We start from the raw sequence: 21,770 nt of genomic DNA, 5'->3' as shown, positions 1-21,770 counted from the left end.
CGCGCCCGTTCTCTTGAGCGTGCCCGCTCGCGCGCGGTTACTCCCGCGCGCCGTTACTTGAGCGCCAGCCAGGCGACGGCCGCGATGACGGCGACGGCGACGACCACTCCGACGATCAGGCCGATGCGCGGGCCGGACGGGGCGGCGGCCTGCCGTCCCTGGGGCGCCTCGTCGACGAACGCGCGGAACATCTGGGTGCTGCCAGCGGGGTCGTGGTTGCCCTGGGGGCCCTGGGTGTTAGCCATGGGCCGAGACACTAGCGAATCCCCGGGTGCGGCCCAAGCGCGGGCCCGACTCCTCCACCGGATCCACCGGCACTCCTCTCACCAGCGCGTTTACATTCGCAATACGTGCCTTTGCCAACTTTTGAGCTCGTAGCCCACCGATTTGTTTGCCTGCAGCAACTAACCGGTCCTATGGTTGCCCTAAGCAACAAACACGGGAGGTGCGATGGCCGAACAGGCTCAGTACGCGGAGCTGATGCGCCAGTTCAGCGCCTTCGGAGCCGTGAAACGGGAGCTGGGGCGCATGCTGCCGGCCGACTGCCCGAGCGGTTCCGCCGCCGTGCTGACCCTGCTCGAACGGCACGGGGACATGCGCATGAGCAAGCTCGCCGAGCTGCTCGCCGTGGACATGTCGGTCACCAGCCGCCACGTCGCGCACGTCGCCGAGCGCGGCTGGATCGACCGCTCCCCCGACCCGGCGGACAAGCGCTCCCGCATCCTGCACCTCACGCCCGCGGGCCTGGCCCAGCTCGACGAGCTGTCCCGGCGGACCACCGAGATGCTGGCGCGCCGGCTGAGCGACTGGACCGACGAGGACGTCGGCCAGCTGATCCGCCTGATGTCCCGGCTGCGGGCCGACTTCGACGACTGCCGGTACGCCCCGGCCCGGCCCGCGCCGCCTCCCGAGACCGATCCGTCCACCCGTACACCCGCGACCACCAAGTAAGAGAAGGAAGTCCATGGCAACGACCACACCGGCCGGTGTGCGGGCTCATGCCAAGCACGGGGGAGGCTCCTCGGACGCCGCTCCGATGACGCACCGGCAGATCATGGAAGCGCTCTCCGGGCTGCTGCTCGGCATGTTCGCCGCGATCCTGTCGTCCACGATCGTCTCCAACGCGCTGCCCGAGATCATCACCGACCTCGGCGGCGGCCAGAGCGCCTACACCTGGGTCGTGACCGCCGCGCTGCTGGCGATGACGGCCTCGACGCCCCTGTGGGGCAAGCTCGCCGACCTGGTCAGCAAGAAGGCGCTGGTGCAGATAGCCCTCTGCGTCTACGTCGTCGGCTCCGTGGTCGCCGGCCTGTCGCAGAACCCGGGCATGCTGATCGGCGCGCGCGTCATCCAGGGTCTGGGCGCCGGCGGTCTGACCGCGCTGGCCCAGATCATCATGGCCGCGATGATCTCCCCGCGGGAGCGCGGCCGTTACTCCGGCTACCTGGGCGCGACCTTCGCCGTCGCGACCGTGGGCGGCCCGCTGGTCGGCGGCGTCATCACCGACACCGACTGGCTCGGCTGGCGCTGGTGCCTGTACGTGGGTGTGCCGTTCGCGCTGATCTCCCTGATCGTGCTGCAGAAGACCCTGCACCTGCCGGAGAGCAAGCGGAAGGTCAAGGTCGACTGGGCCGGCGCCTTCTTCATCACCGCGGCCGTGTGCCTGCTGCTGGTCTGGGTCACCTTCGCCGACGACAAGTACGCCTGGCTGTCCTGGCAGACCTGCGCCATGGTCGGCGGCGCCCTGCTGCTCTCGCTGGTCTTCCTCCTCGTGGAGACCAGGGCGAGCGAGCCGATCATCCCGCTGCGCCTGTTCCGGAACCGCACCATCACGCTGGCCTCGGTCGCCTCACTGTTCGTGGGCATCGCGATGTTCGCCGGCACCGTGTTCTTCAGCCAGTACTTCCAGCTGGCGCGCGACAAGTCCCCGACGATGTCGGGCGTCATGACCATCCCGATGATCGCCGGCCTGTTCGTGTCCTCCACGGCCTCCGGCCTGATCATCACCAAGACCGGCAAGTGGAAGGCCTGGCTGGTCACCGGCGGCCTGCTGCTGACGGCGGGCCTCGGCCTGCTGGGCACCATGCGGTACGACACCGACTACTGGAAGATCGCCGCGTACATGGCGGTCATGGGTCTCGGCATCGGCATGATGATGCAGAACCTGGTGCTGTCCACGCAGAACCAGGTCGCCCCGCAGGACCTCGGCTCCGCCAGCTCCGTCGTGACCTTCTTCCGCTCCCTCGGCGGCGCGGTGGGCGTCTCGGCGCTCGGCTCCGTGATGTCGAGCCGGATCACGCACTACGCCGAGGACACCGTCGGCCAGCTGAGCCCGCAGGCACAGCAGGCGGCCGGCAAGGCCATGGGCAGCGGCTCGCTGCCGGACATGGACCTGCTGCCCGCGCCGATCCGCACCTGGCTGGAGAGCGCGTACGGGCACGGCATCGCCGACATCTTCCTGTACGTCACGCCGGTCGCGTTCGTCGCCTTCCTGGTGACCCTGTTCATCAAGGAGGTCCCGCTGCGCACGTCCGGCGCGCTGGCCCAGGCCGCCGAGGTCGACGCCGAGGCCGTCGCCGGGGCGCCCGCCCCGGCCGGTGCCGTCGCCGCCGCCGGGCAGGCCCCGGCCCGGAGCGTCACGGCGGACACCGAGTCCGCGTCCGACTCCACCGCGGCGCAGCCGCTCGCGGCCGTCGCCACCCTCGCCCGCGACGGGGAGCCGACCCCCGGCTCCGGCATCCCGGTGCGCGGTTTCGTGCGGGGCGCGGAGAGCGCGCCGGTGCCGCGGGCCGCGGTCACGCTGATCTCGCTGGCGGGCCGCCAGCTGGGCCGCTCGGTCGCGCAGGCCGACGGTTCCTACGCGCTGGACGCGCCGGGCGAGGGCTCGTACGTGCTGATCGCGTCGGCCGACGGCTTCCAGCCGCAGGCGTCCACGATCGTCGTGAACGGCGAGCCGGTGTCGTACGACATCCTGCTCAGCGGCACCAGCGGGCTGACCGGTGTGGTGCGGGCCGCGCAGGGCGGGCTGCCCGTGAAGGACGCCATGGTGATCGTCACCGACGTGCGCGGCGACCTGCTGGCCACCAGCGCCACCGGTGAGCAGGGCGACTTCGCCTTCACCGAACTGGTGCCGGGCACGGTGACCGTCGCGGTGAACGCCGCCGGGTACCGGCCGAAGGCCCTGCCCGTCGAGGTCGGCGCCACCGGCGTCACCCGGCTGGAGGTCGACCTGGACTCCGGCGCCCACCTCCAGGGCACCGTCCGGGCACCGCACGGGCCGCTGGCCGACGCCCGCGTGACGCTGGTCGACGCCGCCGGCAACGTCGTCGGCACCGCCACCACGGGCGCGGACGGGGCGTACGCCTTCACCGACCTGGACGGCGGCGAGTACACCGTCATCGCCACCGGCTACCCGCCGAAGGCGACCGCGCTGACGGTGTCGGGGCCCGGCGCCGACGGACACGACATCGAACTCGCCCACCCCGGCGAGTAGTTCGACGCCGGCCCGTGGTGGTGCGTGCGCCCCCGAGGTGCGCACCGCCGCGGGCCGGTTTTTCTCTGACCACTTTGTAAGGCTTTGCAGGGAGAAAACGGGATGGGACTGACCGCGAGGATCCGTACCCGGGACGGATGGGCCGTGTCGCACGCGGTCGTCACGGTGACCGACACGACCGGCGCGCAGGTGCTGCGTGCCGAGGCCGACACCGAGGGCGCGGTGCGGGACGCGACCCCGCTGGCGCCCGGTGCGTACACCGTCATCGTCACCGCCGTCGGCTACGCGCCCGCCGCGTCCAGCGCGATCGTCACGGCGAGCGGGCGCGCCGAGGTCGGCACGGTGACCCTGGCCCGTCACGGCGGCAGCGAACTGCCGCCGCCCGGGCCCTGGACGATCGACCCGGCGCACTCCACGGTCGCCGCGGTCGCGCAGCACCTGGGGATCTCCAGTGTGCACGGCCGGTTCACGGACTTCTCCGGCACGATCGGGATCGCCGCCGGTGACCTCGCCCAGTCCCGTGTGGAGGCGGTCATCCGGGCCGGTTCGATCGACACCGGCAACGCCATGCGCGACGCCCACCTGAAGTCGGCGGACTTCCTGGACGTCGAGAAGTACCCCGAGATCACCTACCGTTCGACCGGCCTCAGCGAGGCGGGGGCCGACCGCTGGACCGTGCACGGCGAACTCGGCCTGCACGGCGTCGTCCGCCCCGTCGACCTGGACCTCGTCCACCTCGGCACCGGCGCCGACCCGTGGGGCGGCACCCGCGCCGCGTTCCGGGCCACGACGGACCTGCGGCGCGAGGACTTCGCGATGAACTACAACCAGGTCGTGCAGGCCGGCATCGCCGCCATCGGCACGACGCTGCGCGTGGAGCTGGACATCCAGGCGGTGCGGGGCACGTCACTGCCGGCCGTGTGAGCAGGAGATGCAGGGCAGGTCCCTGGCGGCCGTTGACGCCGTCCGGGCGCCGGCCGGTTCCCTGGTCGCTGCTGGCCGACTGCGGGAGGCCGCTACTGGCGGCCGCGTGAGGAGATCTCGGTGGCTCTCGCCACCAACTGGTCGCACAGGTCGCGCAGCTTGACGTTCCTGTCCTGCGAGACCCGCCGCAGCCGCTCCATGGCGAGGCGGGCGTCGATCCGTTCGCGGGCCATGAGGATGCCGACAGCCTGGTCGATGACGCTGCGGGAGAGCAGGGCGGTGCGCACGTCGGTCGCCGACTCGCGCCGCCGCTCGACGCGCAGGGCGACGTTGACGGCGTCCGCCGCCCGGGCCGCGAACACGGTGGCCTGCTCCCGGCCGGTGCCCAGCGCGCCGGGCCGCAGGCCGTAGAAGTTGATCGCGGCGCCCGCCTCGCCCTCCACGGCCAGCGGCAGCGCCAGCACGCAGCGCACCCCGGCGGAGCGGGCGTACTCGGTGTACGTGGGCCAGCGGGTCTCCGCCGCCAGGTCGGGCGAGTACTGCTCGACACCGGTCTCGGCGGCGTCCACGCAGGGCCCCGAACCGTTCTCGTACTGCCGCTGGTCCAGGCCGTTCGGCATGCCGTCACTGCCGGCCAGGGTCAGCAGCCGGTCGCCGCGGCGCACCGTGATGCTGCACGCGGCCGCACCGGGCACCGCGTCGACCGCACGATCGGTCAGGTCGCGCAGCAGCGTGTCGAGGCCGCTGCTGCGCACCATGGCCTGTTCCAGCGTGTCGGACATCTCGGAAGTCATGAACGTACGGGTATCCCGGCAACGCGCGTTAACGCCCCCCGGCCCGCTCAGGCCGTGTCGACGACGCGGCGGGCCAGGTCGCGCAGCTTGACGTTCTCCCGCTGCGAGGCCCGTACCAGGTTCTCGAAGGCGGCCGCCGCGTCGATGCCGAGGCGTTCCATGAGGATGCCGGTGGCCTGGCCGATCAGGTCCCGGGTGCGCATCGCCTCGGTGAGCTGCTCGCGCACGGTCGCGGCGTCGAGGGCGATGCTGACGTGCGCCGTGAACAGCCGGCCGACCCGGGTCGCCGCGTCGTCGAACGCCCGGGGATGTCGCGCGTACGCCGTGAGCACCGTCAGTCGGCGCCGGTCGGCGCGCAGCCGCAGCGAGAGCGCCGAGCGCAGGCCCAGTTCGGCCAGGGGCCGCCCGGCGTCGTCGGACGCGCTGTCCTCCACCCGCCGCACGGGCGTCGTCCACAGGTCGGCCAGGTGCGATCCCGGTCCCTCGGCGGTCTGCCCGGCCCCGGCCGAGCGCACCAGTTCGTCGGTCCACGCCAGCGACCGGCTGGGGCTGCCGCGCTCGACGACGCTGACCCCGGCGTGCTCGGCGCCCGGCATGAGCCGCACCGCCAGCCGTACCGCGGTGCACAGCGTGCCGTGCGGGGTGACGGGCTCGTGCAGTTGCCGCGCCGCGGCGGTGAGGGCTTCCGCGAGGTCGCCACCGGACGGGAGACCCGTCGCGGGATCGACGGGGGAGTCGACCCCGAAAAGCGGCACATCGGAAAACTCGGACGCAGTCACCACGAACCTCTTCGGCATGCACGGCCGGAACGGCCATGCGCAGGAGAGCTCCGCAGCACATTCCCGACTGCGAGCACACTGGACGGACAGCACTTTAACCGCTGCGCCCGATGCGGGGGCGCGGCCCCCGTGCGCTTCCGAACTCCCCCGTCGACGTGGTGCAATGGGCACGACGGGTCAGGAAGCGGCCTTACCGAGTAACGGACGAACGTCTGTCAGGTGAGTGCCGTGATCCATTTTCCGAACGCCCCCGAGCCGGGATCCCCGCCCGGCAGCGCCCTGCTCTCGCTGCCCCCGGAGATCGACGACACCAACGCAGCCGAACTCTTCACGCGCATCAGCCGGGTCACGCGGCTGCGCGGCCCGCGCCTGAGGGTGCTGATCCTGGACCTGACCGCCACCCACTTCATGGACTCCCAGGGCGTCCGCCTCGTCAGCGACCTGCGTCACCAGTTGCACCCCCGGGCCCGGGTACGGGTGGTGGCGCCCCCGGACGGCATGGCGAGCCGGGTCCTGCAACTGACCGGCCTGCGCCGGGACGTCCCCGTGTACGACAACCTCGCCGAGGCCCTGGCGGCCTAGGCTGCCTCCATGGCACCGAACATCGCGACCAACACCCGGGTCTCCCTGGCCGAACTGCTCGACTTCGTACGTCCCCGGCACCGCGCCGTGCTGCTGACCCGGCGCGCCGACGGCAGCCCGCAGGGGTCGCCGCTGACCTGCGGGGTGGACGACTCGGGCCGGATCGTCGTGTCCACGTACCCGGAGCGCGCCAAGACCCGCAACGCCAAGCGGGATCCGCGGGTCAGCCTCATCGTGGTGAGCGACGACTGGAACGGGCCGTGGGTGCAGGTCGACGGCACGGCGGAGGTCATCGACGCGCCGGCCTCCGTCGAGCCGCTCGTGGAGTACTACCGGAACATCGCCGGTGAGCACCCGGACTGGGACGAGTACCGGGCGGCGATGCTCAAGCAGGGCAAGTCGATCATCCGGATCACCCCGGAGCGGTGGGGTCCGGTGGCGACGGGCGGCTTCCCGGCGCGGCTGGCCCCGCAGGAGTGACGGAGGCGGAGGGCCGTCAGCCCCGGGCGGCCGTCGCCTCGATGCCGGCGATGAGCAGGTCCAGCGCGAAGTCGAAGTCCCGCCCGAGCATCTCCGCGACGGTGTCGCCGCCGCGGGCCGCCATGATGTCCTTCGAGTCCTCGACGACGTGGGCCGCGTCCGGGTCCCCGGTCACCGACTCCACGGCGTGCTTGTAGTAGTCGTCCGGGGACATGCCGACGTCCGCGGCGCGGGCGAAGTAGTGGCCCTCCATCGTCCCGTAGCCGTACACGAACTGGAACACGGCGGAGATCGCACTCGTCATCCGGTGCGCGGGCAGCCCCGTGCGGCGGACGACGTCCTGCACGGCCCGCGAGAAGGACAGCGCGTTCGGCCCGATGTTCAGGAAGCGCCCGGCGAGCGGCGACAGCCAGGGGTGCCGGACCAGCAGTGCCCGGTACTCCCCGGCCAGGACGCGCAGTTGGTCCCGCCAGTCGTCTCCGGTGCCGGTCTCGTCCTCGGTCTCGGTCTCAATCCCGGTCCCAGTCTCAATCCCGGTCTCGGTCCCGGGCAGCCGCAGTTCGCCGTAGGCGGCGTCGAGGGCGAGTTCGAGCAGGTCGTCCTTGGTGTCGACGTACCAGTAGACGGACATCGCCGTCACGTTCAGCTCGGCGGCCAGCCGGCGCATGGAGAACTTGCCCAGCCCTTCGGCGTCCAGCAGCCGCACGGTCACCTCGGTGATCCGCCGCCGGTCGAGCCCCGACGGCTGCCCGCCGCCCCGTCCGCCCCGGCGCTTCTTGCCCTCCAGCCACACACTGGTCATGGCACCTACCTCAACATCAAACGCCGGTCGGGGGAAGCGCCCCGAAGGGGCACGGGACTGCATCAAGGTGCGGTTTCTCAGGCGCCGGCGCCCGTCACCGGGTCCGTCCGCTCGGCCCGCCGCAGCAGGAGCGCCGCGACCAGCCCGCCGGCCAGGACGGCCACCGCCCCCACCAGCTGGCTGCTCTGCACTCCGGAGGAGAACGCCTCCACCACCCGCTGCCTCTCCTGCGGGCCGTCGGCCGCGGACAGCGCGGCGGGCAACGACGCCGCCGCCACCGGCACCAGCGCGGCGAACCGCGCGTTGAGCACCGCCCCCAGCACGGCCACCCCGAGCCCGTTGCCGAACTCGGCCAGCGTGCCGTTGATCCCGGCGCCGACTCCCGCCTTCTCCCGGGGTATCGAGCTCATGATCGCGTGCGCCATGACCGGGTTGGCGATCGCGCACCCGACCCCGATGAGCACCAGCCCCAGCAGCGTCCCCGCGTATCCGCCGGCGGCCGACATCGCGATCGACACCAGCCCGGCCGACAGCAGCACCATGCCGAGCGCGATCGACACCGGCACTCCGAGCCGCGCCGTCCACCTGGCCGACAGTCCGGAGAAGTTGAGGGCGACGACGGAGAGCGCGAGCGGCGCGGTCCGCAGGCCGGCTTCGAGCGGACCGTAGCCGAGGACGAACTGCAGGTGCTGGGTGAGCAGGAACAGCGCGCCACCCATCCCGAAGGTGATCAGCACCAGACCGGCGACCGCGCCCGTGAACCGGCGGTTGCGGAAGAAGTGCAGGTCGAGCATGGGGTGCGGGATGCGGCTCTCCCAGTACGCGAACAGCGCCAGGACGAGGAGCGCGACGGCGGCCGTGGCCAGGACGTGGGCCGACGTCCAGCCGTGCTCCGGGCCGGAGATGATCGCGTAGACCAGGGCGGCCATGCCGATCGTGGAGAGCAGCGCGCCGAGCAGGTCGGGCCGGTCGCCCTGCGGGTTCTTGGACTCGGGGACGAGGACGACGGCGGCCGCCAGGCCCAGCGCGGCGACCGGCAGGTTGATCAGGAAGATCGCGCCCCACCAGAAGTGGTCCAGCACGAAGCCGCCGACGAGCGGCCCGGTCGCGAAGCCCAGGGCGCTGACCGCGCTCCAGATGCCGATGGCTCGCGCGTGTTCCTCGGGCGCGAAGATCTGCAGCACCACGGCGAGCGTCGTGGTCAGCAGCAGCGCGGCGCCGACGCCCATACCGGCCCGGGCCGCGATCAGCTGGGCGGTGGACTGGGCGAGGCCGGCCACAAGTGAGCCGACACCGAACAGCGTCAGGCCCGTGATCAGCATCTTCCGGCGGCCGTAGCGGTCGGCGGCGCTGCCCGCGGTGAGCAGCAGGCCGGACTGCACCAGCGAGTACGCGTTGATCATCCACTGGATGTCGGAGGTGCCCGCGCCCAGTTCGCGGGTGAGGGAGGGGATCGCCACGTTCAGGACGGTGTTGTCGAGCACCACCGTGAGCTGCGCGAGGCAGATGACACCCAGGACCAGCCACCGCTGCGGGTGGCCGCCGGGCGTGGTCTGCGGCGGGGACTTCTCCTGGGACGTCGTCATGCTGTACACCGTAGAATGATTCCCATACGGTGTACAGCACGAGTCCGTGGAGCGAGGTGAGTCAGGCCGGACCGCAGGGGTCAGGCCTCCTGCGTGAGGTCGTAGAAGGTGGCCGAGCCGACCGTCACCTCCTTGAAGTTGGCCTCGACCCACGAGGTGATCCGCGCGGAGGTGCCCTCGCCGCCGGCCATCCCGCCGCCGTTGCCGCCCGCCACGAAGTAGTGGATCTTTCCGTCCGCGACGTACTTCTTGAACTGGGCGAGTGTGGGTGAGGGGTCGGTGCCGTTGAAGCCGCCGATCGCCATCACGGGCTCGCCGGTGGACAGTTGGTGGCTCGCGGCGTTCTGCGCGCCGACGGCCGCGGCGACCCACGTGTACTGGTCGGCGTCGCTCTCCAGCAGCTTCTTCGCCTCGGAGGAGACACTGGCCCCGTTGAGCAGGCCGCCCATGCCGCCACCGCCCTCGCCGGGCATTCTGCCGCCCTGGCCCTGGGTGGTCCCGTCGCCGCCCTGCTGGTTCGGGCCGGGCGCGCCACCGCCGGGGAGGCCACCGGTGCCGCCGCCCGGGAGGCCCTGCGGGGTGCCGTCGCCGTTCTGGGTGCCGCCGTTGCCGTTCTGCTGGTTCTGGTCCGGCATGCCGCCGCCCGGGAAACCGCCGCCCCGTCCTCCGCCGCCCGGACCGCCGCCCATGCTCGCGCCCGCCGGACCGGCCGTGACGATGGAGCCGGAGTGGCCCGCCTGAACGGTGCTGATCGTGTACGCCGTCGGACCGGCCAGCGAGGCGGTGAGGCCGAGCCCCGCCGCGGCGAGCGCGAGCCCGCGGGGCAGCCGGCCGGCGAAGACCAGGCCGAGCGCTGCCACCAGCCCGCCGACCAGCACCGCCCACCTCAGCCAGGGCAGGTGGTCGGGGGTGCGGTTCAGCAGGACGTAGCCCCAGGCCGCGGTCGCCGTGACCGCCGCCGCGAGGGCGAGCGACGCCCACGGCGTGCCGCGCCGCTCCCACAGGGCCGCCGCGCCCATGCCGACGACGGCCGCCAGGTAAGGGGCGAGGGCGACGGTGTAGTACTGGTGGAAGATGCCCGCCATGTAGCTGAAGACGAGCATGGTCGTCAGCAGCGAGCCGCCCCACACGAGGAACGCGCCGCGCGCCACGTCGGTCCGCGCGGCCTTCCGGGTGAGGACGAGTCCCGCGACGAGCAGGATCAGCGCGGCGGGCAGCAGCCAGGAGATCTGGCCGCCGATCTCGGAGTTGAACATCCGGTCCCAGCCGGTCTCGCCCCACTGACCGGTGCCGCCCCCACCGCCCCCACCGCCGCCGCCGACGCTGCCGGTCTCCTCGCCGTTGAGCCGGCCCAGGCCGTTGTAGCCGAGGGTCAGTTCAAGGAAGGAGTTGTTCTGCGAGCCGCCGATGTACGGGCGGGACGACGCGGGCCACAGCTCGACGACCGCCACCCACCAGCCGCCGGAGACGACCAGCGCGACGGTGGCGAGGGCCAGTTGGCCGAGGCGCTTCCCGGCCGTCACCGGGGCGCAGACGGCGTAGACGACTGCGAGGGGCGGCAGGATCAGGAAGGCCTGCAGGGTCTTCGTCAGGAAGGCGAAGCCGATCGCGACCCCGGCCCACACCAGCCACCTGGTCCGGCCGTCCTCCAGGGCGCGGACGACCGACCAGCAGGCGACCGACATCAGCAGCGCCAGCATCGCGTCCGGGTTGTTGAAGCGGAACATCAGCGCCGCGACCGGTGTCAGCGCGAGCACCCCGCCCGCGATCAGACCGGCCGCGGGGCCGGACCGGCGGCGGACGGCCGCGTACACCACGGCCACCGTGCCGACGCCCATGAGGACCTCGGGCACGAGCAGCGCCCACGAGGTGAGCCCGAAGATGCGCACCGACAGCTCCATCGGCCACAGCGAGGCCGGCGGCTTGTCGACGGTGATGGCGTTCGCCGCGTCCAGTGAGCCGAAGAAGAACGCCTTCCAGGACTCGCTGCCCGCCTGGACGGCCGCCGTGTAGAAGGAGTTGGCCCAGCCGGAGGCGCTCAGGTTCCACAGGTACAGCAGCGCGGTGACGAGCAGCAGGCCGAGGAAGGCCGGGCGGACCCAGCGGGCGTCCTCGGGCCGGCCGCGCCACAGCCGCCGTACGCCGGGCCGGGCCGCCGGCGTGTCCGGGGGCGCGGTAGGGGGCGGGCCCCAGGTCGCGGGACTCGCGCCCGCCGGGCCGGTGGTGCGGTCGAAGTGCGTGGTCATCGGGTGTTCCTCGGGTCGGTGTCGGCCGGACGCGCCGGATGGGCCGGATGGGTCGCATGGGCCGCGTGGGCCGGATGCGCTGGACGCGCCGGGTGCGCCCCGTGCGCCGCGTGCGCCTGGTGCGCCCGCACGGTGGCGTCGGCGGGGCGGAAGGCGTCGAACCGGGCCGTGGCGCAAGGCATTCGGTGCGCGGGCGTCGGTGCCGAGGGCTCGGCCGCCGGGCGCGGGCGCTCCTCGTCACGGCGGTCCGGGAACACCCACGCCCGGAACAGCAGGAAGCGCAGCACGGTCGCCGCGAGGTTGGCGGCGACGAGCACCGCCAGTTCGGTGGAGTGCGCCGGGTCGGCGGCGGCCGCGTTCAGCGCGACGAGCGAGCCGCTGGTCAGGGCCAGACCGATGCCGAACACGACGAGCCCCTGCGCCTGGTGCCGTACCGCGCCGCCCCGGCCGCGCACGCCGAACGTGAGCCGCCGGTTGGCGGCGGTGTTGGCGACCGCCGAGACCAGCAGCGCGAGCGCGTTGGCCACCTGGGAGCCGCCGAACTGCCGGAACACGCTGTACAGCAGCAGATAGAACAGCGTCGACAGGGCACCGACGACGAGGAAGCCGACGAGCTGGCGGGCCAGTCCCCGGGGCACGTCGGCGATGTCGCGGTCGCGCGGGTCGTCGCCGAACGGCCGGGCGAGCCGGTCCAGCGGCAGCGAGCCGGTGGCCAGCGCCCTGCCGACCCGCCACACGCCCTTCAGGTCGTCGGTCGCGGTCCTCACGATGTGCACGGTCGAGTCCGGGTCGTCGACCCAGTCGACCGGCACCTCGTGGATCCTCAGGCCCGCCCGCTCGGCCAGCACCAGCAGTTCCGTGTCGAAGAACCAGCCGGTGTCCTCCACCAGCGGCAGCAGCGCCTGCGCCACGTCCCGGCGGATCGCCTTGAAACCGCACTGGGCGTCGGAGAAACGGGCCTGGAGGGAGCCGCGCAGGATCAGGTTGTAGGAGCGGCTGATGAACTCCCGCTTGGCACCGCGCACCACGCGCGAACTGCGGGCCAGCCGCGAGCCGATCGCGAGGTCGGAGTGGCCCGAGATCAGCGGCGCCACCAGCGGCAGCAGCGCGTTGAGGTCGGTGGACAGGTCGACGTCCATGTAGGCGAGGACGGGGGCGTCCGAGCCGGACCAGACGGCGCGCAGCGCCCGGCCGCGGCCCTTCTGCTCCAGCCGCACGGACCGCACCTCGGCGAGTTCCGCCGCCAGCCGCTCGGCCACCCGCGGGGTGCTGTCCGTCGAGGCGTTGTCGGCGATCGTGACGCGGAAGGCGTACGGGAAGGTCCGCCCGAGGTGCTCGTGCAGTCTGACGACGCACGGCCCAAGATCCTTCTCCTCGTTGTAGACGGGGATCACGACGTCCAGGACAGGCGGGCCGGCTGCCGCGGCCGGGAGGTGCTCCCGCGCCGGCAGGGTGCCGGGAGAAGAGTCGGTTCGCATGGCACCGACTCTTCTCAACTCCCCTGTTCCACCCGTGTGGTGAGGCTGTGCCGGGCCTGTGAGTGCGGTTTCCGGTGCGTTTCGGCGGCGAACGCGGGCCCGGTCCGCGGGTCGGACGCCGGCAGCCGGAGGGTGAACACGGTGCGCCCGGGCACGCTGTCGACGCTCACGGCGCCGCCGTGCGCGGTCGCCACGGCCTGCACGATGGCCAGGCCCAGGCCGGTCGAGCCGGTGGCGCGGGAGCGCGCGCTGTCGCCGCGCGCGAACCGCTCGAACACGCGCGGCAGCAGCTCGGGCGGGATGCCCTGGCCGTTGTCCTCGACGTCCACGCACAGCCAGTGGCCGCGCCGCCGCACGCGCGTGGTGACGGTCGTGCCGGGCGGGGTGTGGCTGCGGGCGTTGGCGAGGAGGTTGACGAGGACCTGCTGGAGTCTGCCCGCGTCCGCGGCGACGAGCGCCGGTTCGTCGGGCAGGTCGAGACGCCAGACGTGGTCCAGGCCGGCCGCACGGGCGTCGCTGACGGTGTCCACGACGAGCGGTACGAGGTCGGTCCGCTCGAACCGCAGCGGCCGCCCGGCGTCCAGGCGCGCGAGCAGCAGCAGGTCCTCGACCAGCAGCGTCATGCGGCCCGCCTCCGACTCGACACGGCTCAGGGCGTGCCGGGTGTCGGGGCCGATGCGCTCCCGGCCGCGCCGGGTGAGTTCGGCGTAGCCGCGGATGGAGGCGAGCGGCGTCCGCAGCTCGTGACTGGCGTCGGCGACGAACTGCCGTACCCGCGTCTCGCTCTCCTGCCGGGCGTGCAGCGCGCCGTGCACGTGGTCCAGCATCCGGTTGAGCGCGGCGCCGACCCGGCCGACCTCGGTGTGCGGGTCGCACTCGGACTCCGGGACCCGCTCGTCCAGGTTCACCTCGCCGCTGTGCAGGGGCAGTTCGGAGACGCGGGTGGCGGTGGCGGCGACCCTGCGCAGCGGGCGCGTGGCGACGCCGACCAGGACGTACCCGGCGATGCCGGCCGCGACCAGGCCGGCGGCCGTGACGCTGACCTCCACGACGACGAGCGTGCTGACGGTGCTGTCGGTGTCGGCGGTCGGCAGGCCGGCGTAGAACGAGCCGTTGCTCCCGGTCCGGTACTCGACGCGGTACTCGCCCTGCCCGGGGAGGTCCACGGTGTGCGCCGCGCCGTCCTTCGGCACGCCGGACAGGACCGCGAGCTGGCCGGCGTTCAGGGCGACGGACTCGGCGTTCTTGACGCCGTTCTCCTCCTTGCCGCGGCTGACGGTGCCCTCGGTGGCCCTGCCGTCCTCGACGACCGCACCGATGGTGCCGAAGCCCTGCGGACCCTTGGTGACGAAGTCGAGGGGATCGGGCAGGGCCCAGGCGGGGCCGCGCTTCTGATGGCCGTCCACCGGGCCGGCGGCCCGCATCGCCACCTCGTGCAGCTTGTCGTCCAACTGCTCGTAGAGGTGCGACCGCAGCGCCAGCGTGGTCACCGTGCCGATCACCGCGCACACGACGGCGACCAGCGCCACGGACGCGACGACGAGCCGGGTCCGCAGGGTGCGGGGCCTGCCCGCGCGCACCCCGCGTCCGCCCGGAGGGCCCACCGCCCACCGCGCACGCGGCCGTCGCCGCCCGGTCACGACACCGCGGGCTTGATCAGGTACCCGGCACCCCTGCGGGTGTGGATCATCGGGTCCCGCCCGGCGTCGATCTTCCGCCGCAGGTACGAGATGTACAGCTCGACGACGTTGGCCTGCCCGCCGAAGTCGTAGGACCACACGCGGTCGAGGATCTGCGCCTTGCTCAGCACCCGGCGCGGATTGCGCATCAGGAACCGCAGCAGCTCGAACTCGGTGGCGGTCAGGTGGATGGAGTCGCCGCCCCGCGTCACCTCGTGGCTGTCCTCGTCCAGGGTGAGGTCACCGACGACCAGCACGGACTCGGAACGCCGGTCGGCCGCGCCGGAACGCCGGATGAGGCCGCGCAGCCGGGCGACGACCTCCTCCAGGCTGAACGGCTTGGTGACGTAGTCGTCGCCGCCGGCGGTCAGCCCGGCGATACGGTCCTCCACCGCGTCCTTGGCGGTCAGGAACAGCACCGGCACGTCGGGCAGGTCGCGCCGCAGCCGGCCGAGCACGCTCAGCCCGTCCATGTCGGGCAGCATCATGTCCAGCACGACGGCGTCCGGCCGGTACTCGCGCGCGGCCTGGAGGGCGCCCTGCCCGTCCCCCGCGCTGCGGATCTGCCAGCCCTCGTAGCGCAGGGCCATGGACAACAACTCGGTGATGGACAGCTCGTCGTCCACCACAAGCACCCGGACGGGGCTCCCGTCCGGCCTCAGCAGTTCGGTGCGCCCCTGGGGCGAGGTCGTGGTCATGCGGCCACGATGTCGGGACGCTCTGAGAGCACCCTTTTCCCAACCTGTGATTTCTCTGAGAAACGCACAGGGGGTTCTCAGGCAGCTCCCGCGGCCCGAGGCAGGCCCGCCCGGTGGTGCGACTCAGACGCCGAACAGCCGGGCCCCGTTGCCGTGGCACACGGCCCGCAGCCAGTCGTCCCCGAGGCCGAGCCGCTCCAGGGCGCGGAGCTGGTGCAGATAGGGGTACGGGATGTTCGGGAAGTCGGAGCCGAGGAGAATCCGGTCCCCGAGCCCGGCCAGCCGCGGCAGGGCGCGCCGGGGGAACGGCGCGAACCGCTCGCTGAAGTCGGTGAACGCCATCGTCGTGTCCAGCCGCACCTCCGCGTACCGCTCGGCGAGACCGAGGAAGTCCTCGTACTCGGGCATCCCCAGGTGGGCGACGACCAGCCGCAGCCGGGGGTGCCGCGCCAGCACCCGCGCGACGGGCTCGGGCCCGGTGTGCCTGCCCGGCGCGGGACCCGACCCGCAGTGGATGACGACGGGCACCCCGGCGTCGGCGAGCAGTCCCCAGGCGGGGTCGAGCAGCGCGTCGGCGGGGTCGTACGCCCCCACCTGCACATGCGCCTTGAACACCCGGGCGCCCGCTTCCAGGGCTTCCCGGACGTAGGCGTCGACTCCCGGTTCGGGGAAGAGGGTCGAGGTGTGCAGGCAGTCGGGTGTGCGGCGGGCGAAGTCGGCGGCCCAGGAGTTGAGCCACCGCGCCATGCCGGGCTTGTGCGGGTAGAGCATGGCGGTGAAGGCACGCACGCCGAACTCCCGCAGCAGCGCGGCCCGTTCCTCTTCCTCGTGACGGTAGGTGATGGGCCATTCGAGGCCGCCGGTCAGCGGACCCAGCGCGTCGAAGTAGGCCCACACCTTGCGCAGCACGCTCTCGGGCATGAAGTGGGTGTGGACGTCGACGAGCCCGGGCAGCCCGAGCCGCTCCCAGAAGCCACGGACACCGGCCACCTCGTCGCCACTGCCGGGGTGATCGCTCATGAGGGCCACCCTCACCCGTGCACGCCGCCCGGGTCCACCCCACCGCCCCGGCCACCGCGGCGGAACCCCTGTCTCCACGGCCGCACCACGCCCGCCCGCCCCCACCCCCCACAGCCATCAGAACAACCCGTCCTGGACACCGGCGACGGTCTTGAACTCCCTTACGGGAAAAGCGGCCCCGGCATCGAGGAAGTCGCCCACGGTCACCAGCCCCCACCCGGTCATCAACCGCGTGTCGAGCACGACGACCCCGCGCCCGGTCGCCAGATGCAGGTCCGGCCCGGCGGCGGCCACCAGCTCCCCGCTCACCGCGCCGCCCGGCACCAGCTCGGTCACCTCCCCGACGGCGACCGGCGCCCCGGCCAGCCCGAAGTCCCGCACGTGGTCCACGGGCCGGAACGGCTCGACCGTGAGCGACTCGGGCCACCCGTCCAGCGCCACGGCACGCGCGTGCAACCCGGCGATCTCGGCGGCGCGCTCCGCCTCCCCGCCGGGCAGCGCGGACCGAACGGCGCGCTTGTCGGCGTACGGAATCCGGTCGGGCACGCCGAGCGCGGCGCGCAGCACCTCCTCGGTCCGCCGGGCGGCCATCAGCGGCCCGGTACCGAGCCAGCTGAAGCAGACGGCGCCCTGCTCCAGCAGCCGCGCCGAGCCCCGCTCGACGGCGGTGATCCCGACCTTGACCATGCCGGGCCCGAACCACGCCAGGTACACCCGGTACGGCCGCGGATCGTCGGCGATCGTGTCGGCGGCGACGGAGTGCGCCCGGTCCAGCCGCGCGCACTCCTCGCACCGAGCGCCCGTACTGCGCGCGCTCACCGGGGCCTTGACGGGACAGGGATGCCCCCGCGCCCCCACACACGTCCGCGTCCCGCCGTCCACCACCCCGAAGGCCACCCGCATCCCCCGGGCGACCGCACTGCGCCGCCCCCCGTCCCACGCCAGCACGGGCCCACCGGCCGCCCACCGCAGCCCCGCGCACTTCCACACCTGAGCCATCACCACGACAGTAAGGGCGACCACTGACAACGGCGCCGGGACGGAGGACAGGGCGGGGGAGGACCGGGAAGAGGGGAAGGAAGAGAGGAAGAGGGGAAGCGGGAGAGACGGAGGAGAAGGCGAGAAGGGACGCACCCCGGCAGGGTCCCCGGCACCGGAGATCTGCCACAGTGTGCCGGTGCTGCTGAACCCCGAGAACACGCTGTTCGTACGGAACACCTCCCCCGTACTGCTCCTGGCCGACGCGCCGATCCACGACGCGCTGCCGGTGCTGAACGCGCCCGACGGCGTGGCGCCGGGCTGCGAGGGCTGGAGCATCGTCCCGAGGCTGACCCTGTGCGTCGTGGACGGCCCGGGGGAACACGGCCTCGTCGTCCCGACGCTCGCGGCACCCGTCGTGAACACCTCGACCGGCGAGGCCACCCCCGGCGCCATGACCGACTGGTGCACCGACGCGGAACGAACGGGCGGCGCCCTGGTCCTCTCGGTCCCCCGCCTGCCCACCACCCTGGACTGGCACCACCTCCTGACCTCGGGCACGGCGAACGGCGGCTTCATGCCGGCGTTGATCTGAACGGGCTGGACGGCCCGGCCGCTCTGACCGGGGCGACCGGGCCGAACGGTCTCGCACAGCCGGTACGACAAAGCCCCCTGCGGATGATTCCGCAGGGGGCTTTGATCTGTGTGCACTCGGCAGGATTCGAACCTGCAACCTTCTGATCCGTAGTCAGATGCTCTATCCGTTAAGCTACGAGTGCTTGTTCTGTTTTCCCGCCGCTTTCCGGCCTTCCGGCCCGCTCGCGGCGACAGGAAGAACATTACATGACTGCCGCCGCCATGTGAAATCCGTTTACCTCACCCCTTGTGACCTGCGGAAACGAGGTTCTGAGGGGGGTACGGCGGGGTGGCGGGCACGGGCGGGAAACCAGCGGGGCCCCGGCCGAACCGGCGAAGTCCCGGCCGGAACCAGCGAAGCCCCGGCCGCTGGGGCCGGGGCTTCGGTGATCTTGCGCGGAGGCGGAGGGATTTGAACCCTCGATGGGCTTTAAGGCCCAAACCGCATTAGCAGTGCGGCGCCATAGACCGGACTAGGCGACGCCTCCAGCACACTGTCCCGCGCGCGAGCGCATTCGGTGCGTGCCGATGATGACACAGTCGAGCGCGGTGTCACCAATCGCCCCCCACGGTACTAGGCAGGCGGGCCGCAGGGCAAAGCCCTTACCCGTCCGCGGGCCGGCATCGGCGCCGGTGGGACGAGCGTGCGCAACGTCCGGCGGGCCGTCGCGTTAGTCAGGGCATGTCGCATGTCATCACCTCCCAGGCCGCCGGCGCGCACGCCGCCCCCGGGCACGCCCTCCGCCCCTCCGGCCCGTCCCGCCCCACGCTCCGCCGGCTCGCCCTCTCAGTCGCCACCTCCCTCGCCGCGCTCGGATCGCTGGCGGCGGCCCCCTCGGCCGCGTACGCCGATGCCGGTACCGGCGTGCTGATGCCGCCGCCGGTGCGGGACGAGGACCGGGTCGGCGATCACCTCGTCGTCACCGTGCGGGGCACGGGCGGCGACGCCGACGGGACGTACGAACTGCGCTGCCACCCGCCCGGCGGCAGCCACCCCGACCCGGCACGGGCCTGCGCCGCCGTGGAGAAGAACACCCGGTGGGGGCAGGACACCTTCGCTCCGGTCCCGGCGGGCGCCGCCTGCACCATGCAGTACGGCGGCCCGGCCACCGCCCGCGTCACCGGCACCTGGGCGGGACGGCCCGTCGACGCGACGTACGACCGCAGCAACGGATGCCAGATCCAGCGCTGGGACCGGCTGGTGCCGCTGCTGCCCGACGTGCGGTGACGGGACCGCACAGGTTTTCGTAAGCACGGGCAAGAGGTACGTAAAGGTCACGCGAAGGTGCGGCGAAGTGTGCGCAGGCAGGCACGTGTTCCGGGGGACTTCGCCGTCACTTCCTCGTGCGACGTCCCTCTCATCCGGCGTCGCGAGCGCAACCCCAGCCCTTAGACTCCCTCGCGTGACACGCTGCGGGACGGTTGGCAAGATGGCCCGAGCGGTCGGCAAGGTGCGGTAACAGGGAGGAAGCGTCTCGTGAGCAGCAGGCCATCCCGAGGCGCTGCTCGCCTCGCAGCCATACTGGACGCGCTGCCGGACGCGTTGGTCCTGGTCAACGCCAACGGAACCGTCGTCAACGCGAACACCATCGCCCTGGAGGCCTTCGAGACCCCCGGCACGGCGCTCGTCGGGCGGGGGCTGCTCGACCTGCTGCCGCAGTTCGACTCCAAGCTCATCCCCGGCTCCATGCGGCGGCCCGACCACATCGACCCGCGGGCCCGGACCAAGCCGACCCGGATGATCGCGCGCCGCACCGACGGGACCGAGTTCCCGGTCGAGGTCACGAGCGCGAATCTGGAGAACGGCCAGCAGGCCTACGACGGTTACGGCTACACCGCCGACGAACTGCTGATGCTCGTCGTCCGCGACCTGTCCGGCACCGTCGACACCGAGGCCGAGCTGGCGCGTTCGCAGCGGCAGACCGAGATGATCCTGCGGGCCGCGGCCGAGGGCGTCGTCGGGACGGACACCGAGGGCAGGATCGTCCTCGTCAATCCGGCCGCCGCCCAGATACTGGGATACCGGGCCAGTGACCTCGGCGGCCGGGAGCTGCACACCCTCGTGCTGCACTCGCGCCCCGACGGGTCGCCGTTCCCGTACGAGGAGTCGCCGCTCGCCGACACGCTGCGCTCCGGGCGCAAGCACCGGGTGCGCGGGCAGGTGCTGTTCGCCAAGAGCGGCGACCAGGTGCCCGTCGACCTGACGACCGCGCCCGTCCGCGACGGCGACCAGCTCGTCGGCGCCGTCATGACCTTCACCGACCGGCGGCCCTACGACGCCGTCGTCAAGGAGAAGGAGGCGGCGGAGCGGCGGCACGCCGAGGAGCTGGAGCGGATCGCCGAGGAGCACGCCTCCGAGCTCACCGCCCTGCGCCAGCAGCACGTGACCGAGCTGGAGGAGCTCCGCGAGAAGCACGCGGAGGAGCTCGCCGCCGGTGAGGACCGCTACGCCGCGCTCGGCGAGCGGGAGAAGGACCGCTACGAGGCGCTCGCCGCCCGGCACGAGCAGCTGCTCACGCTGCTCGCGCGGTCGCTGCGCGGGCCGTTGGAGGAGCTGCGCCGTGACCTGGCGACGCTCGCCGCCGACGACGCCGGGCAGCTGTGGCCCGAGGCCAACCAGGTGCTGCACCACCTCTCGGCCGGCTACTCCCGGATCACCACGCTCATCGACAACGTCCTCGGGTACCAGCGGCTCGACACCGGGACCGAGGAGATCGCCCGGACCAAGGTCATGCTGGACGCCGTCGTCGCCTCCGGTGTCGACGGGGCCGTGGAGCTGATCGGGCCGGGCCGGGTGCAGTTCGCCGTGCACGCGCCGCCCATCGAGGCCGAGGTCGACCCCCGGCTGCTCGCGACCGCGCTCGCCCACCTCGTCGCCGACGTCGCGGGCGTCGACTCCACGGGCAACGCGCCCGTGTCGACCGGCGGTTACATGGACAACACCGTGGTCGTCGCGGCGGCACAGCGCGGCGAGGTCGTTCGGATCGAGGTGCGCGGGCCGTACGCCGGGGGAGACCTGGTGCACCAGCCGATCGTGCGCGGGATCGTGCGGGCCCACGGCGGTGTGCTCCAGACCCACGAGGTGCCGGGCATGAGCGGCAACGCCTACGTCCTCGAAGTGCCGATCGGTGGTGGGGCGGGGGTCGTCGCGGCCCAGGCTCCGGCGGCGCTGGAGCAGGCACCGGCACCGGCACCGGCACCGGCCTCCGGCGGGGGCGCGGAGGTCGTTCCCGCCGCCTCCGACGCTCCCCCTGCCGAGCAGGGCTCCGGGGGTGGGCGGCGCCGGGCACGGCGGTCGTCCGTGGACGCCTTCCTGGACAGCGAGGTGCAGGGCGGCACGCCCGGCGACGCCGGGACCGAGGCCGCCGCGCCGACGGGCCGGCGCAGGCGCCGTGCGGTCGAGGCCGCGCCGGAGCAGGCTCCGACGCCGGATTCCGGGTCGGGACCGGGTGCGGGCGGGGCGTCCGGCGGTACCGGGCGACGCCGGGGCCGGCCCGCCGAGGACGCGGGTGCGGCGGGTGCGGGTGCGGGTGCGGGTGCGGGTGCGGCGGTCACCGGTACTGCCGCCGAGGGTGCGGTCCTCACCGCCGCCGAG

At 73.0% G+C, this 21,770-nt stretch carries 19 protein-coding genes and 2 tRNA genes; 8 read left to right on the top strand and 13 right to left on the bottom strand.

Going from position 1 to position 21,770, the window contains the following annotated elements:
- Nucleotides 1-53: 53 nt before the first annotated feature.
- Nucleotides 54-245, bottom strand: coding sequence for a hypothetical protein (locus QC282_RS29280; protein WP_279552606.1), 192 nt, complete (start codon nt 243-245; stop codon nt 54-56).
- Nucleotides 246-450: 205 nt separating this feature from the next.
- On the opposite strand from QC282_RS29280, the gene QC282_RS29275 reads away from it, so the two are divergent.
- From QC282_RS29275 to QC282_RS29265, 3 genes are all read left to right on the top strand, one after another.
- Entirely contained in the window at nt 451-951 is a 501-nt protein-coding gene (locus QC282_RS29275) for a MarR family winged helix-turn-helix transcriptional regulator (protein WP_279552605.1), read from the top strand.
- Between the two features lie 13 nt (nt 952-964).
- Nucleotides 965-3,493: an MFS transporter gene (locus tag QC282_RS29270; protein WP_279552604.1), complete on the top strand. Its 2,529-nt coding sequence runs from the start codon at nt 965-967 to the stop codon at nt 3,491-3,493.
- A 102-nt stretch (nt 3,494-3,595) separates the two neighbouring features.
- Entirely contained in the window at nt 3,596-4,417 is an 822-nt protein-coding gene (locus tag QC282_RS29265) for a YceI family protein (RefSeq protein ID WP_279552603.1), read from the top strand.
- A 92-nt stretch (nt 4,418-4,509) separates the two neighbouring features.
- Here the strand turns inward: QC282_RS29265 and QC282_RS29260 are convergent, their stop codons facing one another.
- Nucleotides 4,510-5,211 (bottom strand): GAF and ANTAR domain-containing protein, encoded by a 702-nt coding sequence (locus QC282_RS29260; protein WP_279552602.1) that lies wholly within the window; start codon nt 5,209-5,211, stop codon nt 4,510-4,512.
- A 47-nt stretch (nt 5,212-5,258) separates the two neighbouring features.
- Complete coding sequence (locus QC282_RS29255) at nt 5,259-6,008, bottom strand: ANTAR domain-containing protein (RefSeq protein WP_279552601.1); 750 nt, start codon at nt 6,006-6,008, stop codon at nt 5,259-5,261.
- Nucleotides 6,009-6,218: 210 nt separating this feature from the next.
- Between QC282_RS29255 and QC282_RS29250 the strand changes: the two genes are divergently transcribed.
- Both QC282_RS29250 and QC282_RS29245 read left to right on the top strand, forming a co-directional pair.
- The gene (locus QC282_RS29250; protein ID WP_279552600.1) at nt 6,219-6,572 is read left to right on the top strand and encodes an STAS domain-containing protein; all 354 of its coding nucleotides are present in this window, start codon (nt 6,219-6,221) and stop codon (nt 6,570-6,572) included.
- A gap of 9 nt (nt 6,573-6,581) precedes the next feature.
- The gene (locus tag QC282_RS29245; RefSeq protein WP_279552599.1) at nt 6,582-7,052 is read left to right on the top strand and encodes a PPOX class F420-dependent oxidoreductase; all 471 of its coding nucleotides are present in this window, start codon (nt 6,582-6,584) and stop codon (nt 7,050-7,052) included.
- A gap of 16 nt (nt 7,053-7,068) precedes the next feature.
- Here QC282_RS29245 and QC282_RS29240 read toward each other — a convergent pair whose 3' ends face one another.
- The 8 genes from QC282_RS29240 to QC282_RS29205 form a co-directional block, all read right to left on the bottom strand.
- Nucleotides 7,069-7,854 carry a TetR/AcrR family transcriptional regulator gene (locus QC282_RS29240; protein WP_279552598.1) on the bottom strand — a complete coding sequence of 262 codons (786 nt, stop codon included), beginning with the start codon at nt 7,852-7,854 and terminating at the stop codon, nt 7,069-7,071.
- Between the two features lie 77 nt (nt 7,855-7,931).
- Nucleotides 7,932-9,440, bottom strand: a complete 1,509-nt coding sequence (locus QC282_RS29235; RefSeq protein WP_279552597.1) for an MFS transporter — start codon at nt 9,438-9,440, stop codon at nt 7,932-7,934.
- Between the two features lie 80 nt (nt 9,441-9,520).
- Entirely contained in the window at nt 9,521-11,686 is a 2,166-nt protein-coding gene (locus tag QC282_RS29230) for a glycosyltransferase family 39 protein (protein ID WP_279552596.1), read from the bottom strand.
- Nucleotides 11,683-13,164, bottom strand: coding sequence for a bifunctional glycosyltransferase family 2/GtrA family protein (locus QC282_RS29225; RefSeq protein WP_279552595.1), 1,482 nt, complete (start codon nt 13,162-13,164; stop codon nt 11,683-11,685). Before QC282_RS29225 ends, QC282_RS29230 begins: the two co-directional genes overlap by 4 nt.
- A gap of 14 nt (nt 13,165-13,178) precedes the next feature.
- Nucleotides 13,179-14,744 (bottom strand): HAMP domain-containing sensor histidine kinase, encoded by a 1,566-nt coding sequence (locus tag QC282_RS29220; RefSeq protein ID WP_279552594.1) that lies wholly within the window; start codon nt 14,742-14,744, stop codon nt 13,179-13,181.
- Between the two features lie 56 nt (nt 14,745-14,800).
- Nucleotides 14,801-15,541: a response regulator transcription factor gene (locus tag QC282_RS29215; RefSeq protein WP_279552593.1), complete on the bottom strand. Its 741-nt coding sequence runs from the start codon at nt 15,539-15,541 to the stop codon at nt 14,801-14,803.
- 123 nt (nt 15,542-15,664) lie between these two features.
- A complete protein-coding gene (locus tag QC282_RS29210; RefSeq protein ID WP_279552592.1) occupies nt 15,665-16,561 on the bottom strand; it encodes an amidohydrolase family protein in 897 nt (298 codons plus the stop codon).
- A gap of 117 nt (nt 16,562-16,678) precedes the next feature.
- Complete coding sequence (locus QC282_RS29205) at nt 16,679-17,560, bottom strand: DUF2797 domain-containing protein (RefSeq protein ID WP_279552591.1); 882 nt, start codon at nt 17,558-17,560, stop codon at nt 16,679-16,681.
- A 178-nt stretch (nt 17,561-17,738) separates the two neighbouring features.
- Between QC282_RS29205 and QC282_RS29200 the strand changes: the two genes are divergently transcribed.
- On the top strand, nt 17,739-18,134 hold the full coding sequence (locus QC282_RS29200; protein ID WP_279552590.1) for a hypothetical protein: 396 nt from the start codon (nt 17,739-17,741) through the stop codon (nt 18,132-18,134).
- Between the two features lie 111 nt (nt 18,135-18,245).
- Here QC282_RS29200 and QC282_RS29195 read toward each other — a convergent pair.
- Together QC282_RS29195 and QC282_RS29190 are read right to left on the bottom strand one after the other, a co-directional pair.
- Nucleotides 18,246-18,318, bottom strand: a tRNA-Arg gene (locus tag QC282_RS29195).
- A gap of 254 nt (nt 18,319-18,572) precedes the next feature.
- Nucleotides 18,573-18,663, bottom strand: a tRNA-Ser gene (locus QC282_RS29190).
- A 194-nt stretch (nt 18,664-18,857) separates the two neighbouring features.
- Here QC282_RS29190 and QC282_RS29185 point away from each other — a divergent pair.
- Both QC282_RS29185 and QC282_RS29180 read left to right on the top strand, forming a co-directional pair.
- Nucleotides 18,858-19,403, top strand: a complete 546-nt coding sequence (locus tag QC282_RS29185; RefSeq protein WP_279552589.1) for an SSI family serine proteinase inhibitor — start codon at nt 18,858-18,860, stop codon at nt 19,401-19,403.
- A gap of 249 nt (nt 19,404-19,652) precedes the next feature.
- On the top strand, nt 19,653-21,770 hold a 2,118-nt coding region (locus QC282_RS29180), incomplete at its 3' end, for a PAS domain-containing protein (RefSeq protein WP_279552588.1).

Origin of the sequence: Streptomyces sp. DH24 (assembly GCF_029813775.1) — a bacterium.
In the GTDB taxonomy this organism is placed as follows: Bacteria; Actinomycetota; Actinomycetes; order Streptomycetales; family Streptomycetaceae; genus Streptomyces.
The sequence above is the reverse complement of the archived record's forward strand: the minus strand, read 5'-3'. Positions and strand labels throughout refer to the sequence as shown.

What these genes read in the sequence shown, in the direction of transcription:
- QC282_RS29280 (WP_279552606.1), bottom strand. Translation starts at nt 245, where the DNA reads ATGGCTAACACCCAGGGCCCCCAGGGCAACCACGACCCCGCTGGCAGC.
- QC282_RS29275 (WP_279552605.1), top strand. Translation starts at nt 451, where the DNA reads ATGGCCGAACAGGCTCAGTACGCGGAGCTGATGCGCCAGTTCAGCGCC.
- QC282_RS29270 (WP_279552604.1), top strand. Translation starts at nt 965, where the DNA reads ATGGCAACGACCACACCGGCCGGTGTGCGGGCTCATGCCAAGCACGGG.
- QC282_RS29265 (WP_279552603.1), top strand. Translation starts at nt 3,596, where the DNA reads ATGGGACTGACCGCGAGGATCCGTACCCGGGACGGATGGGCCGTGTCG.
- QC282_RS29260 (WP_279552602.1), bottom strand. Translation starts at nt 5,211, where the DNA reads ATGACTTCCGAGATGTCCGACACGCTGGAACAGGCCATGGTGCGCAGC.
- QC282_RS29255 (WP_279552601.1), bottom strand. Translation starts at nt 6,008, where the DNA reads ATGCCGAAGAGGTTCGTGGTGACTGCGTCCGAGTTTTCCGATGTGCCG.
- QC282_RS29245 (WP_279552599.1), top strand. Translation starts at nt 6,582, where the DNA reads ATGGCACCGAACATCGCGACCAACACCCGGGTCTCCCTGGCCGAACTG.
- QC282_RS29240 (WP_279552598.1), bottom strand. Translation starts at nt 7,854, where the DNA reads ATGACCAGTGTGTGGCTGGAGGGCAAGAAGCGCCGGGGCGGACGGGGC.
- QC282_RS29235 (WP_279552597.1), bottom strand. Translation starts at nt 9,440, where the DNA reads ATGACGACGTCCCAGGAGAAGTCCCCGCCGCAGACCACGCCCGGCGGC.
- QC282_RS29230 (WP_279552596.1), bottom strand. Translation starts at nt 11,686, where the DNA reads ATGACCACGCACTTCGACCGCACCACCGGCCCGGCGGGCGCGAGTCCC.
- QC282_RS29225 (WP_279552595.1), bottom strand. Translation starts at nt 13,164, where the DNA reads ATGCGAACCGACTCTTCTCCCGGCACCCTGCCGGCGCGGGAGCACCTC.
- QC282_RS29215 (WP_279552593.1), bottom strand. Translation starts at nt 15,541, where the DNA reads ATGACCACGACCTCGCCCCAGGGGCGCACCGAACTGCTGAGGCCGGAC.
- QC282_RS29210 (WP_279552592.1), bottom strand. Translation starts at nt 16,561, where the DNA reads ATGAGCGATCACCCCGGCAGTGGCGACGAGGTGGCCGGTGTCCGTGGC.
- QC282_RS29205 (WP_279552591.1), bottom strand. Translation starts at nt 17,560, where the DNA reads ATGGCTCAGGTGTGGAAGTGCGCGGGGCTGCGGTGGGCGGCCGGTGGG.
- QC282_RS29185 (WP_279552589.1), top strand. Translation starts at nt 18,858, where the DNA reads ATGTCGCATGTCATCACCTCCCAGGCCGCCGGCGCGCACGCCGCCCCC.